Below are 13832 nucleotides of genomic sequence, written 5' to 3'. Positions count from 1 at the left end.
CGTCCAGGTCCGGTACCGCACGAAGGAGAGGACCTCATGATCGATGTCAGCTTGGAGTCGGTGAGCAAGCGCTTCGCGCGCGGCGGCGACACCGCGGCCGTGGACGACGTCGACATCACCATCGCCGCCGGCGAGTTCTTCACGCTGCTCGGTCCCAGTGGCTGCGGCAAGACCACCACCCTGCGCATGGTGGCCGGGTTCTACTTCCCCACCTCCGGCCGGATCCGGTTCGGTGCGGAGGACGTCACCCGCCGGCCGCCGAACAAGCGCGACACCGGCATGGTGTTCCAGAACTACGCGCTCTTCCCGCACCTGAGCGTCGCGCAGAACGTCGCGTACGGTCTGAAGATCCGCAAGGTCGGGCGGGCCGAGTCGCGGCGGCGGATCGAGGAGGCGCTCGGCCAGGTGCACCTCGCCGGCTACGGTGAGCGGCGCATCGACGAGCTCTCCGGCGGCCAGCAGCAGCGCGTCGCCCTGGCCCGGGCACTGGTGATCCGACCCCGCACCCTGCTGCTCGACGAGCCGCTGTCGAACCTCGACGCCAAACTGCGCGAGGAGACCCGGGTGGAGATCCGCCGGATCCAGCGCGAGGCGGGCACCACCTCCCTCTACGTCACCCACGACCAGGCCGAGGCGATGGCCATGTCGGACCGGATCGCGGTCATGCAGTCCGGCCGGGTGCAGCAGATCGGCGCCCCGCAGGAGATCTACCACCGGCCGGCGACCAGCTTCGTGGCCCGCTTCATCGGCCGCAGCAACGTGCTCGGCCTGCCGGTCGTCACGGCCGACGGGCGGAGCGTGACGGTGGGCGTGCCCGGCGGCGGCGAGGTCACCGCGCCCGCCCCGGCCGACCACGGCCTGCGCCAGGGCGACACCGCGCTGGTCTCCGTCCGGCCCGAACACATCGGACTGACCACGGCGACCGAGGCGGGTGCGCTCTCCGGCCGGGTCACCGAGGTGGAGTTCACCGGCATGGCCACCAACCTCGTGGTCGACGTGGCCGGCGAGCCGGTGCAGGTCGCCGCGATCGACGTGCCGGCCGGGATCACCGTCGGCGACCAGGTCGGCCTGCGGCTGAACCGGGAGCGGATGTGGGTGGTGCGCCCGTGAGCACCATCCCCGCCACCCCCAGCCCGGCCACCGTCGCCCCGGTCACCCAGGAGCCGACGCCGCCGCGCGGCCCCCGCCGCCGGCTCGCCGACCGGTTCGCCGGCGGCACCGGCTCACGCTGGTTCCCGTACGTCCTGGTCCTGCCGCTCGCGCTGATCCTCTTCGGGTACGTGGTGCAGCCGATGTTCGCCACCTTCGCCGAGAGCGTCGGCGTGAACGGGGTGGAGAACTACGGCAGCTTCGTCACCAGCGGTGGGGTCGCCCGGTCCTCGCTGGTCACCTCGCTGATCATCTCCGCGGCCAGCGTGCTGCTCTGCGGCGTCGTCGGCGTGGCGATGGCCTTCCTGCTCAAGCGCTTCTCGTTCCCCGGCCGCAAGCTGATCGAGGCGATCATCCTGGTGCCGGCGGCGCTGCCGCCGCTGATCGGGGCGATCTCGTTCCAGTTGCTCTACAGCGAGACCGGCATCCTGCCGCGCGGCCTGCAGCAGCTGTTCGGCGCCGAGAACCCGGTGCTGCCGTTCAGCGGCATCGCCGGGGTGCTGGTGGTGCACACCTTCACCATGTACCCGTACTTCTACCTGTCCGCGTCGGCCGCGCTGGCCGGGATGGACCCGTCGGTGGAGGAGGCGGCCTACAACCTGGGCGCCGGGAGGGTACGGGTGTGGCGCACCGTGCTGCTGCCGATGCTCACCCCGGCGCTGGTCTCCGCCTCGCTGCTGGTGTTCATGACCTCGCTGGCGTCGTACACCGCCCCGCTGCTGTTCGGGGTGGACCAGACGATGACCATGCAGATCTACATCAACCGCACCAACGGCGACCTGCCGATGGCCTCCACGTACGCCTCCGTGCTCGGGGTGGTCTCGGTGCTGTTCCTGCTCGGCATGCGCTGGTACGAGGGTCGGCGCAGCTACCGCTCCCAGTCCAAGGGCGTCGCCGCGCACCGCCGCGAGATCACCAATCCGCTGGGCAAGTGGCTGGCCCTGGCCGCCTCGATCGTGGCCACCGTGGTGCTGCTCGCGCCGGTGGCGACCATCGCCCTGGTCGCCTTCTCGCAGGACGGCTCCTGGACCACCGAGGTCGTTCCGTCGGCGTACACCACGCAGAACTTCGTCACGATCTTCTCGGAGCCGTCGGCGTTCCAGCCGATCCTCAACTCGCTGCAGATGAGCCTGATCGCGACGGTCGGCTGCGTCGTGGTCGGTGTGCTCATCGCGTACGCGGTGCGCCGGCTGGACTTCCGCGGCCGGGGCCTGCTGGACGTGGCGGTGATGCTGGCCTGGGCGCTGCCCGGCACGGTGGTGGCGATCAACCTCATCTCGGCGTTCAGCACCGGCAACGCGTTCAGCTTCGGACAGGTGCTGATCGGCACCTTCTGGATCCTGCCGCTGGCGTACTTCGTGCGGTTCCTGCCGCTGGTGTTCCGGTCCAGCTCGGCCACCCTGGCGCAGATCGACCCGTCGCTGGAGGAGGCCGCGCGCAACCTGGGCGCGTCCTGGTGGCGGGCGTTCCGCACCGTCACCCTGCGGCTGATGCTGCCCGGTGTGCTGGCCGGCGCGCTGCTCGCCTTCGTGCACGGTGTCGGCGAGTTCGTCGCCTCGGTGCTCATCTACACCTCGCAGACCGCCCCGATCTCCGTCGAGATCAACAACCGGATGTACTCGTTCGAGGTCGGCACCGCCGCCGCGTACGGCATGCTCCAAGTGGTCCTGATCTTCGTGGTGATGGTGGTCTCCGGCCAGCTCGAAGGCGGCCGGCGGTCGTCCCGGGAGGCGGCCCGGTGGACGGCGTGAGCGCGGCCTGGCCGACGGGCGGCGGGCTGGTCCCCGCCGCCCGGATCCCCGGCGGCGAGCTGGCGGCCGTCGCCGCGGCGGCGGACTTCGCGGTGCTGCCGGTCGGCGCGGTCGAGTGGCACGGCCCGCACCTGCCGCTCGGCACCGACCTGATCCTCGCCGAGGGCTTCGCCGCCGAGAGCGCGGTCACCGCCGCGCCCCGTCCGGCGACGCCGCGACCGCCGGCGACGCCGCGACGCCGGGTGGCGCGCGGGGAGCGGCGGCGGGTCCGCGCGGGGTGCTCTTCCCCGCCGTGCCGTACGCGGCCTGCCCCGCCAGACCCGACCGTGGCCCGGCACGGTGGCCGTCCGGCCGGAGATCGCGGTCGGCTACCTCGCCGACGTGATCGAGGGGATCGTCGCGGCCGGGTTCCCCCGACTGCTGATCGTCAACGGACACGACGCCAACATGTCGACGGTCCGGGCCGCGATGGAGTGGGTCTCCGGGCGGCGCACCGCGAGCCTGCTGCTGGTCAACTGGTTCCAGCTGGTCACCCCGGCCGAGACCACCGAGCTGTACGGGCCGCTGCCGGCGCGCGGACACGGCGGCGCGTACGAGACCTCCGGGGTGCTCGGGTTCGCTCCCGACGCGGTCCGCCTCGGCGCGGTCGACGACCTGCCGCCCCGGCCGAAGCTGCCGGTGACCCACCCGTACGTGCTGGTGGAGTCCCGGCCCGATCCGTGGCAGGGCTGGTCGGGGCACATCTCGCTCGCCGACGAGCGGATCGGGCGGCAGGTCCGCGAGCTCGCCGGAACCCGGCTGCGGGAGGTCGTCGCCGCCTGGGTCGCCGCCCCGCTGTCCGCCCCGCCCACCGACGCCCCGCTGCCCACCGACGCTCCGGCGGGCGGACCCGAGCCCGAGGAGGCGCCGTGACCGTCGACCGTGGACTGGACGTCGTCGACTTCCACCTGCACTTCCGGATCGGCGCGGACGAGACCGTCCGGGGCTGCGAGCACGCCGCCGGCATGCACCCCGGCGGCGAGCACGAGCGGGCCGTCCGGGCCGCCGCCTCCGCCCCGTACGCCCGGCAGTGGCGGCAGGCGTGGGGCTTCCCCGACCCGGAGCCGCCCGCCCCGCGCTGGCAGGACGAGGCGGACCGGTGGGCCGCAGAGCTGCGGTCGGTCGGCGTACGCCGGGCCGTCTTCGTCACCGGCGGCGGCAACGACGCGGTTGCCGACGTGGTGGACCGCCACCCCGACCTGCTGCTCGGCTTCGCCCACCACGACCCGTACGGCCCGGACGCCGCCGCCGAGCTGGAACGCGCGGTGGTCGAGCGGGGTCTGCGCGGGCTGAAGCTCTTCGCCCCGCTGCTGCGCGGTCCGCTGGACGACGAGGACCTCGACCCGCTCTGGGGCACCGCGCAGCGTCTCGGCGTGCCCGTGCTGATCCACATCGGTCACTACGGCAGCGCTGGCGGCCTCTCCCACGGCCGGTACGGCGGCCCGGACGAGCTGGCCCGGATGGCCCGCCGCTTCCCCGAGCTGGCCGTGGTGGTGCCGCACTTCGGCGTCCAGCACGTGCAGGACCTGCTCTTCGCCGCCTGGGGCTGCCCGAACATCCACGTCGACACCTCCGGGTCCAACCAGTGGGTGCGCTGGATGCCCTACAAGCTGACGCTGGAGGAGCTGTTCCGCCGCTGCTACGAGACCATCGGTCCGCACCGGATCGTGTTCGGCAGCGACTCCTCGTGGTTCCCGCGCGGCTACGTCACCCGCTACCTGGACGACCAGCTGCGGATCTGTCGCGAGCTGGGACTGCCCGACGAGCACCTGCGCGCGATCTTCGCCGGGAACGCCGAGCGCCTGCTCGGCCTGCACGACTGACCGGCTGACCTCCGGGCGCCACGCCAGGCCCGGTACGGAAGGAAGTAGAGACCGTCATGAGCACACCCGCGCTGACCACCTACCAGCGGCACCACCTGAAGCCGACCTACGACCACCACGTCGGGCGCCTCTTCCCGGCCATGGTGCGCGCCAGCCAGGCCCACGTGGTGATGCTGACCGAGCAGGGGCTGGTCCCCGCCGAGCGGGGCGCCCGGCTGCTGCGCGGGCTGGCCGAACTACGCGCCGACACCGGCGGTGCGCCCGAGTTCGACGGCACGGTCGAGGACACCTACTACCTGATGGAGAAGCGGCTGGCGCAGGCGTGCGGCATCCCCACCTCCGAGCTGGACGTGCAGATGGCCCGCAGCCGCAACGACCTCGACGCCGGGGTGTTCCGGATGCTGCTGCGCGACCAGCTCCTCGGGGTCCTCGACCGGGTGCTCGCCGCCGGTGCGACCACCCTGGACTCCGCACACCGGTACGCCGACGTGGTGATCACCGGCTACACCCACCGCCGGCCCGCGCAGCCCACCACCATCGGGCACGCCCTCGCCGGCTACGCCGAGGCGCTCGCCGGCGAGGCCGTCGCCTACGCCGAGCTGATCGACCAGCTCAACACGTCGCCGCTGGGCTCCTGCGCGTTCGCCGGCACCGACCTGGACATCGCCCCCGCCCGGGTGGCCGAGCTGCTCGGCTTCGACGGCCTGGTCACCAACTCGTACGAGGCGGTGGCCGGCGCCGACCACCTGGTCCGGGTGGGCACCCTCAACGCCCAGGCCCTGGCGACCGGCGCCCGGCTGGCCCGCACCCTGATGGACTGGCTGAGCTGGCGCTGGGTGACCACACCGGGCGACTTCACCCAGGGCAGCAGCATCATGCCGCAGAAGCGCAACCCGGTGGTGCTGGAGCACCTGGTGTCGATGGCCGGCGCGACCGCCGCGGATGCCGTCTCGGTGCTCAACAACGTCGGCGCCGCCTGGTGGGAGGACTCCAACAACGCCACCACCGACGTGCAGGTACGGCTCTGGGACAGCAACGACCGCACCGACCGGTTCTTCGCCCTGCTCGGCGGCTTCCTCGCCGAGATCGAGCCGCTGGAGCCGCCGTCGGCCGAGGAGATCGTCGCCTCCGGCGCCACCACCACCGCCGCGGCCGACGCGCTGACCCGGCACGGGGTGCCGTTCCGGGCCGCCCACTCGGTGGTCGGCCGGCTGGTCCGCGGTGGCGCGCCGGGCAGCTGGACCGCGCAGCGCGTCCGGGAGGCGGCAGAGGGGATCGCCGATGGGCTCGACGACGCGGCCGTCGCCGACCTGATCGCCGCCGCCGTCCGCCCCGAGCTGGTGCTCGACCGGGCCCAGGTCGACGGTCCCGGTGCCGACGCGGTGCGCGCGCAGGTCGCGGTGCTGCGCGGCACGTTCGACACCGTCGCCGCTCGACTGGCCGCCGTCCGCGCCCGGTTGACCGCCGCCGACGAGGCCCTGGACGCGGTCGCCGCGCAGGGGGCGGCCCGATGAGCGGGTGGAACGTGACGTCCGGCGGCGTCGAGGTGGTCCGGTGAGCGTGCGACTGGCCGGTCGGGCCGCCCGGTCCGCGGTGCCCTCCGGCGACGCGGGTGTGCTGCTCGGCATCGACTTCGGGGGCACCAAGATGGCGGTCGGGGTGGCCGACGGACAGGGCCGGCTGCTGGCCCGCGAGCGGGTGCCGACGTACGCCGAACGGGGTGCGCCGCAGGCCCTGGAGCGCGCCCTGGACCTGGCCGCGAAGCTGGTGGGGGAGATCGGCGCGCCGGTCGGCGCGGCCGGGATCGCCTCGCCCGGCGTGGTCCGCGCCGACGGCATCGACCTGGCCCCGAACGTGCCGGGCTGGGACGGGTTGCGCCTCGCCGACGCCGTCCGGGACCGGATGGCGGTGCCGGTGGTCGCGGTCGACAACGACCTGAACGCCGCCGCCCTGGCCGAGCTGCGGCTCGGCGCGCTCCGCGACGCCGACCCCGGCCTGGTGGTGGCCTGGGCACCGGCGTGGCCGCGGCGGTGACGGTCCGTGGGTCGGTGCTCGCCGGTCACCACGGGGCGGCCGGCGAGATCGGGTACGCCGTGGCCGGCGGCCGTGGCCGGGCAGGATGCTGGAGCTGGACTTCTCCGGCCGGGCGCTGGACCGGCTCGCCGACTCGCTCGGTGCCGGGCGGTGCCCCGGCCTGGCCGCCGCGGCCGAACGGCCCGGGCCGGCCCGCGACGCGCTGACCGCCCGGGCGGACGAACTGGCCCGGCACCTGGTCACCTGCTGCCTGCTGCTGGACCCGCAGCGGGTGGTGCTGGTCGGTGGGGTGGCCGGCAACGCGCTGATCCGCGGCCTGCTGGGGGAGCGGATGGCGGCGGTCCTGCCCTACCCGCCCGAGGTGGTGCTGTCCCGGTTCGCCGATGACGCCGCGCTGCTCGGAGCGGTCATCCTCGCCCGCGAGGCGGTCCCGACGGCCCACTGACCGGCGCGGTCACGGTCGGCTCACGCGGCCGAGCCGACCGTGTAGTTCCACGCCGGCGGTCCGTCCAGGACCGGGGCGGCGTGCTGGCCCCCGGTACCGGCGTCGGCGAGGACGCCGAGCTCGACCTGGTGGTTGTCGGGCGCCCGGCCGGGCCGCTGCATGACCATGCTGGAGCGGACGAACTCGTGGATCCGCGTCCAGCGCATGGTCAACGGCGGCAGATAGCAGACGGAGATGAGCGCGCCGGTCTCGTCCGCGAGCCGGGTCATGGCGCGGCGCACGGAGCGGCTCCCCGCCGTCCACACCGTGCTGTCGACCACCACCAGGAGCTGACTGCACCATGTCGACTGCCGGTCCCACCAGGTGCGGATCGTGCCTGCGGCCAGCGTCAACCGGGCGTCCTCGGCGGTGCGGTCCGGCTCGTCGGCGACCGGGTCGGCCGCCCCGTGACCACGCGCCGGGTCGGACCGGCGGTGCCGGCCCGGGTCGACCGGGACCGGGTCGGCGGGCCGGGCGGCCGGGTCGTCCGGCCGGACGCTGACCGTGACCACCGGCTGCCCGGCCGCCAGCCACCGTCCCACCTGGTCGTTCACCCGCCCGTACTGCTCCCGCCGGTCGAGCCGTCGGTGGTGGGTGGCCGGACGGGAGCCGGGAAAGAGGCGGAAGCCGCTCTGCCGCAACAGGTTCGACACCGACCAGGCGGAGATGCGGTGGCCGCGTCGCTTCAGGGCAGCGGCGAGCGCGCGGGTGGACGAGGTCGTCCACTGCAGGTGCGGTGCGGTGGCGCGACCAGGTTCCAGGAGGTCGAGCAGGGCCGGCAGCACGTCCGGGTTGCTCTCGGTGATCTTCTTGCGCCCGCCGCCCGGCCGGCGCAGGTTGCCGTGGACCTGTTCCGGGCCCTCGAGCTCCTCGATGCCCTTGACGACGGTGTGCGGGTGCACGCCGACCGCCCGGGCGATCCGGCGGGCACCACCCTGACCGAGCGAGACGGCCCGGGCGGCCAGCACCAGCCGACGCTGACGCTCGTCCAGATACGGCTCCAGGAGACGGAACTCCTTGACGAAACTTTCCGGCACGCACTCATCGGGCACGGCACCCCTCCCCGTCAGATGCCACCGCCGCGAAGCATAGCCAGACATCGGCGCTTGTGGAACTTAACAACAACTTATTAACTCGCACAATCACACTTCGCGGCGTCGACGAGGGGCAAATCCAGGGGCGCATTTGCAGGTACGTCAATAGCGCGGGTAAATGCTCGTTGGTGGGCGCCCTTCCCTGCGTGCTAATTGCTTGGTCAGTCTGTCGGACCGGACCGCACGCCACGGGGAGGCCACAACGTGTCCACGATCGAGCCGGGCCGGTGGCCGCTGCTGCCCGCCCAGTCGGGGGTGTGGTTGGCCGACGCGCTCAGCTCCGGCCACGCGTCGAGCATTATCAGCGACCGCATCGACCTGTTCGGCCCGCTGGACCGCACCGCCCTGGCCGCCGCGCACCGTCAGGTCGAGCAGGAGGCGGAGGCGTTGCGACTGCGCTTCCGGGCCACCCCGGACGGGCCCGTGCAGTACGTGGACCCGGCGGCCAGCACCCCGCTGCGCTTCGTGGACGTCAGCGCGGAGGCGGATCCGCAGCGGGCCGCGGCGGACTGGATGGCGGCGGACACCGACGCCCCGGTCGACGTCTTCGGCCCCGCGTTGTGCACGACCGCGCTGCTGCGCCTCGGGCCCCGGCACCACGTGCTCTACCGCCGGGTCCACCACCTGGTGGTCGACGGCTGGAGCCTGGCCCGGCTGCACCGCCGTACCGCCGAGCTCTACACCGCCTTCGCCTCGTCGCCCGCCACCGCGCCGGCCGAGGTGGGCCGGCCGTTCCCGCCCTACCGGGTCCTCGTCGACGCGGACGCCGCCTACCGCGCCGGCCCCCGGCACGAACAGGACCGGCTCTTCTGGGCCGACCGCCTGCGGGACCTGCCGGAGCCGGTCCGGCTCGCCGGCCGCCGGTACGCCCGCTCCGGCCGGGTCCTGCGGCGGCGCGCGGACCTCTCCGCCGACCTGCTGGCCCGGCTGCGGACCGCCGCGGCCCGCCTCGGCGTCGGCTGGTCCGACCTGGCCGTCGGGCTGGTGACCGCGTACGTGGCCCGGCTGACCGGTGCCGACGACGTGGTGGTCGGGATGCCGGTCACCGCCCGGCTCAGTCGCGCCGAGCAGGCCGCGCCCGGCATGACCACGAACGGGATGCCGCTGCGGCTGCGCCCCACCGCGGGGGCGACGCTCGGGGAGTTCCTCGCCTCGGTGGCCCTGGACCTGCGCGAAGCCCTGCTGCACAGCCGTTACCCCACCACCGGCATGATCGCCGACCTGGGCCTGACCGGTACGGGACGGGCCCTGTGGGGGCCGATCGTGAACGTGATGGGCTCGGAGACGGCACTGGACTTCGCCGGCCTGCGGGCCGAACTCCGGACGCTGTCGACACCCGACATCGAGGATTTCTCCGCCATCTTTTTCCACCGTCCCGGCGGTGCCGTCGAGCTGATCCTCGACGTCGACGCGGGCGGTTACTCGACCGGCGAACTCGAGGCCCACCTGCGGCGGCTGATCTTCTTCCTCGACGGGGCCGCGAACGCGGACCCGGGGACCCCGCTGGTGGACCTGCCGCTGGTGGACGAGGCGGAACTGCGCCACCTGCGGACGCTCGGCACCGGTCCGAGCCGCGACATCCCCGACATCGGCGTGCACCAGATGGTGGAGGAGTGGGCAGACCGGACCCCGGACGCGCCCGCGCTGGACTACGGGGACTCCGTATGGACGTACCGGGCGCTGGAGGAACGCGCGAACCGGTTGGCCCGGCTGCTGGTCGCCCGGGGCGCCGGGCCGGGGCGGACGGTCGGTCTCGCCCTGCCCCGCTGCCCGGACCTCATCGTCTCGGCGCTCGCGGTGCTCAAGACCGGTGCGGCCTTCCTCTCGCTGGACACCACGGCGCCCGCGGCGCGGATCGCGTTGATGGTGGCCGACGCGGCACCGGTCGTGCTGCTGCTGCGGACGGAGACCGCGGACGTCCCGGCGGGAACCGCCGAGCGGCTGGTGCTGGACGACCCGGAGACCGGGGCGGCGCTGGCCGCGGTGTCGCCGGGGCGGCTCACCGACGCCGACCGACGCGCGCCGCTCGTCCCCGCGTCGCCCGCCTACCTGATCTACACGTCGGGTTCCACCGGCACCCCGAAGGCGGTGATGGTGGCCCACCGCGGCGTGGTGAACGTGACCCAGGCGATGGTCGACCGGCTCGGGCCGGGGCCGGGCCGCCGGACCCTCCAGTTCGCCTCACCGAGCTTCGACGCCTTCGTCGGGGAGATGACCCAGTCGATCTTCCTGGGCGGCACGCTGGTGGGCGTACCCCAGGACCAACTCGTCCCGGGCCCCGGCCTCGCCGAGCTGCTGCACGAACGCCGGGTGAACGACCTGGTGCTGGTGCCGTCGGTCCTCGCGCAGCTGAGCCCGGCGGAGCTGCCCCCCGGCGCGACGGTCTCCATCGTCGGGGAGGCGGCGGCGCCCACCGTGGTGGAGCGCTTCGCCCCGGTCTGCCGGCTGATCAACGGGTACGGCCCGACCGAGGGCACCATCTCCACCGCGATGAGTCCGCCGCTCACCCCGGCGGACGCCACCGCCCCACCGATCGGTACGCCGCTGCGGAACCTGCACGTCCACGTGCTCGACGAGCGGTTGCGGCCGGTCCCGACCGGCGCGGTGGGGGAGTTGTACATCGGCGGTGCCGGCGTCGCGCTGGGCTACCTGAACCAGCCGGAGCTGACCGGCCGGCGGTTCCTGCCCGATCCCTTCGCCGGGCCCGGTGCCCGGATGTACCGCAGCGGGGACCTGGTGCGGTGGAACGCCGACGGCCAGCTGCTCTTCGTCGGCCGTGACGACGGCCAGACGAAGGTCAACGGGTTCCGGATCGAACTCGGTGAGGTGGAGGCGGCCCTGGTCCGGTTGCCCGGGGTGGCCCGGGCGGCCGCCACCGTCCACGAGGACCCGACCGGCGACCGCCGGCTGCTCGGCTACGTGGTGCCCGCCCCCGGTGCCCGGGTGGACCCGCGTGAGCTGCGCCGGGCGCTGGGCACGCAGCTGCCGTCCCACCTCGTACCCCAGCTGCTGGGCGTCCTCGACGACCTGCCGCTGACCCGCAGCGGCAAGCTGGACCGGCGGGCCCTGCCGGACCTGCGCGGCGAGAGCATGCCGACCCGCCGGTCACCGTCCGGTCCGGTGCAGGAGGCGGTCGCGCTCGCCTTCGGTGAGGTGCTCCAGATCCCCACGGTGGCCCCGCAGGACAGCTTCTTCGAACTGGGCGGCCACTCGCTGTCGGCGACCCGGCTCGTCGGCCGGCTGCGCCGCCGGTTCGGGGTGAAACTCGACGTCCGGGCGCTGTTCGCGAACCTGACCGTCACGGCGGTGGCCGACGAGATCGCCGCCGTGGTCGGGGCGGACTGGGGCCGGGGTCCGCTGGTGCCGCTGCGCCCGGCCGGTGGTGCGGAGCCGCTGTTCTGTGTCGCGGCGCCCGGCACCGATCCCTGGATCCACCTGCGCCTCGCGCCGCACCTGCCGGACCGCCCGCTCTACGGCCTGGCCACGCCGCTGCCGGTGACCGACGACGAGGTCGGCGCGCACGTCGAGCGGATCCGCGCGAGCGGTCTGCCCGGCCCGTACCACCTGGTCGGGGTGGGCGACGGGGCCGGTCTCGCCCGCCGGCTCGCCGCCGCGCTCTCGGCCGCCGGCGCACCGGCCGGGAGGGTGGTGCTGGTGCCGGAGAAGGACCTGGGCGAACCGGCGTACGACGACGACACCGTCGTCGTGACCGGGCCGGAGCTCGGCTCCGCCTCGGCCGACGTCTTCGACCCGGAGCCGGTGGCCCGCCTCGGGGCGATCCTGCAATCCGTTCTGGACGACCTGACCGCGACCGCCGCGGACGCCCCGAGGGTGGGAGCGGTCAGCGGCAGAGAGTGGCGAGCAGATGAAAACCATCGATGACCGACAGCCCCGACGTCCCGGCCCCGGCGGCCGGACTGCGGTGCGGGGCGAGTTCGGGCACCTGCGTACCAGGATCAGCAACCGCACCTTCGCCGCGAAGCTGGCGCTCTGGGCGGCGCTGACCGCCGGCGGAGCGGCGCTCGCCCTGCATCCGGCGCCCTGGAGCCGGGTGGCCGGGGTGGTCCTGCTGGGCTGCATGTTCGCCCACGCCGCCGAGTTGCAGCACCAGACGCTGCACAGTCTCGGGTTCCGCAACCGGCGGGCCAACCGGACCGCCGGCATCGTGCTCGGCGTCCCCATGCTGATCTCGTTCGCCGCCTACCGGGCGACCCACCTGCGGCACCACCGGGACCTGGGGACCCCGCAGAACCGGGAGTTCTTCGACTACGGCAACCAGTACGGCGCGGACGGCGCGCGGTCCCGCTGGCGGGTCGGGCTGGACTGGGTGGTCCGGTTCACGATGCTCCACTTCTACCCGCAGTTCCTGGTCGGCGCCGCCCGCGCCGTGGCGCGCCGGGACTACCCCGGCGAGTCGGCGCACACCTCCCGGGGCATCCGCCGCGACTACCACGTCATCCTGGGGGCGCTGCTGGCGTTGACGGTGCTCTCCGTCGTGCTGCGCGAGCCGGTCGTGCTGTGGCTGTGGCTGCTCCCGCTGCTGCTGGTCGCCGGGCCGGTGCACGCGCTCATCGAGCTGCCGGAGCACTTCCGCTGCGAGACCCTCAGCCGGGACGCCTTCGCCAACACCCGCACCATCCGGTCGAACCGCCTGATGACGTGGTTCACCAACGGCAACAACTTCCACGTCGAGCACCACCTCATGCCCAACCTGCCGATCGAACGACTGCCGGCGCTGCACGCCGAGGTGCGGCCCCGGCTGAAGCACTTCCACTCCGGATACCTGGACTTCTTCCGAAAGCTGGTGCGGGGCTGATGGCCGAGGTGACGTGCTTCCGGGTGGCGACCTCCCCGGCGGACCGGGACGCGGTGCGACGGCTGCGGGAGGCGGTGTATGTGCAGGACCAGTCCCGGCTGGTGGACGTGGCGGACACGGCGGCCACCTTCGACCGGTTCGACGGGCACGCCACGTACCTGCTCGCCGAGGACGGGACGGAAGCGGTCGGCACCATCAAGGTGGTGCCCGACGGCGAGATCGGCCTGCCGTGCGACGACGTCGTGGACCTCGCCTTCCTGCGCAGGCCCGGCAACCGGCTGGTGGAGTTCGGCCACCTGATGACGCTGCCGCGGATCCGGCAGCAGTCGGTCGGCATGGCCCTGATGCGGGCGGCGCTGGTGCACAGCGTCGCCCGGCACCGCGCCACCCACGTGCTCGGTGACTTCTTCGCCGACGACACCGGTGGGCTGCGCCCGTTCTACCTGCAGGTCGGGTTCGTCGCGGTGGGGGAGCCGTACCCGGACGAACGGTTCCACAACGCGCCACTGAGCGTCGTGGGGGTCCTCGACGTCGAGGCCGCCGCCCGGCGGTGCCGTGCGCCCGAGAACCGGGACAACCGCGTCCTGCAGTACTTCTTCGCCGACTACGACGGCTACGCGGCCACCGCCGCGGCCTGACACC

The 13832-nt window shown here is 73.9% G+C and carries 11 protein-coding genes and 1 pseudogene; 11 read left to right on the top strand and 1 reads right to left on the bottom strand.

Annotation, left to right across the window (positions count from 1 at the left end):
- Positions 1 to 36: 36 nt before the first annotated feature.
- The 8 genes and pseudogenes from MRQ36_RS31590 (at position 37) to MRQ36_RS31560 (ending at position 7241) form a co-directional block, all read left to right on the top strand.
- Positions 37 to 1110, top strand: a complete 1074-nt coding sequence (locus MRQ36_RS31590; protein WP_242800389.1) for an ABC transporter ATP-binding protein — start codon at positions 37 to 39, stop codon at positions 1108 to 1110.
- Entirely contained in the window at positions 1107 to 2900 is a 1794-nt protein-coding gene (locus MRQ36_RS31585) for an iron ABC transporter permease (protein ID WP_242800387.1), read from the top strand. Before MRQ36_RS31590 ends, MRQ36_RS31585 begins: the two co-directional genes overlap by 4 nt.
- Positions 2888 to 3028, top strand: a pseudogene (locus MRQ36_RS34235) (creatininase family protein); the annotation flags it as partial. The gene MRQ36_RS31585 and the pseudogene MRQ36_RS34235, both read left to right, overlap by 13 nt.
- Positions 3029 to 3239: 211 nt before the next feature.
- A complete protein-coding gene (locus tag MRQ36_RS31580; protein WP_308194993.1) occupies positions 3240 to 3812 on the top strand; it encodes a creatininase family protein in 573 nt (190 codons plus the stop codon).
- On the top strand, positions 3809 to 4762 hold the full coding sequence (locus MRQ36_RS31575; RefSeq protein WP_242800385.1) for an amidohydrolase family protein: 954 nt from the start codon (positions 3809 to 3811) through the stop codon (positions 4760 to 4762). The genes MRQ36_RS31580 and MRQ36_RS31575 overlap by 4 nt, the downstream gene beginning before the upstream one ends.
- Positions 4763 to 4818: 56 nt before the next feature.
- Positions 4819 to 6276 carry an argininosuccinate lyase gene (locus MRQ36_RS31570; RefSeq protein WP_242800383.1) on the top strand — a complete coding sequence of 486 codons (1458 nt, stop codon included), beginning with the start codon at positions 4819 to 4821 and terminating at the stop codon, positions 6274 to 6276.
- Between the two features lie 40 nt (positions 6277 to 6316).
- Positions 6317 to 6796: an ROK family protein gene (locus MRQ36_RS31565; protein ID WP_242800381.1), complete on the top strand. Its 480-nt coding sequence runs from the start codon at positions 6317 to 6319 to the stop codon at positions 6794 to 6796.
- Between the two features lie 85 nt (positions 6797 to 6881).
- Positions 6882 to 7241, top strand: coding sequence for an ROK family protein (locus MRQ36_RS31560; RefSeq protein ID WP_242800379.1), 360 nt, complete (start codon positions 6882 to 6884; stop codon positions 7239 to 7241).
- A gap of 20 nt (positions 7242 to 7261) precedes the next feature.
- Here the strand turns inward: MRQ36_RS31560 and MRQ36_RS31555 are convergent, their stop codons facing one another.
- Positions 7262 to 8332: a hypothetical protein gene (locus tag MRQ36_RS31555; RefSeq protein WP_242800377.1), complete on the bottom strand. Its 1071-nt coding sequence runs from the start codon at positions 8330 to 8332 to the stop codon at positions 7262 to 7264.
- Between the two features lie 246 nt (positions 8333 to 8578).
- Between MRQ36_RS31555 and MRQ36_RS31550 the strand changes: the two genes are divergently transcribed.
- From MRQ36_RS31550 to MRQ36_RS31540, 3 genes are read left to right on the top strand one after another with little or no spacing between them, the layout of a single operon-like run.
- Entirely contained in the window at positions 8579 to 12256 is a 3678-nt protein-coding gene (locus MRQ36_RS31550; RefSeq protein ID WP_242800375.1) for an amino acid adenylation domain-containing protein, read from the top strand.
- Positions 12240 to 13190 carry a fatty acid desaturase gene (locus MRQ36_RS31545; protein WP_242800373.1) on the top strand — a complete coding sequence of 317 codons (951 nt, stop codon included), beginning with the start codon at positions 12240 to 12242 and terminating at the stop codon, positions 13188 to 13190. Before MRQ36_RS31550 ends, MRQ36_RS31545 begins: the two co-directional genes overlap by 17 nt.
- Entirely contained in the window at positions 13190 to 13828 is a 639-nt protein-coding gene (locus MRQ36_RS31540; protein ID WP_242800371.1) for a GNAT family N-acetyltransferase, read from the top strand. The genes MRQ36_RS31545 and MRQ36_RS31540 overlap by 1 nt, the downstream gene beginning before the upstream one ends.
- The last annotated feature ends 4 nt before the right edge of the window (positions 13829 to 13832 follow it).

The sequence above is a fragment of the Micromonospora sp. R77 genome (assembly GCF_022747945.1).
In the GTDB taxonomy this organism is placed as follows: Bacteria; Actinomycetota; Actinomycetes; order Mycobacteriales; family Micromonosporaceae; genus Micromonospora.
The sequence above is the reverse complement of the archived record's forward strand: the minus strand, read 5'-3'. Positions and strand labels throughout refer to the sequence as shown.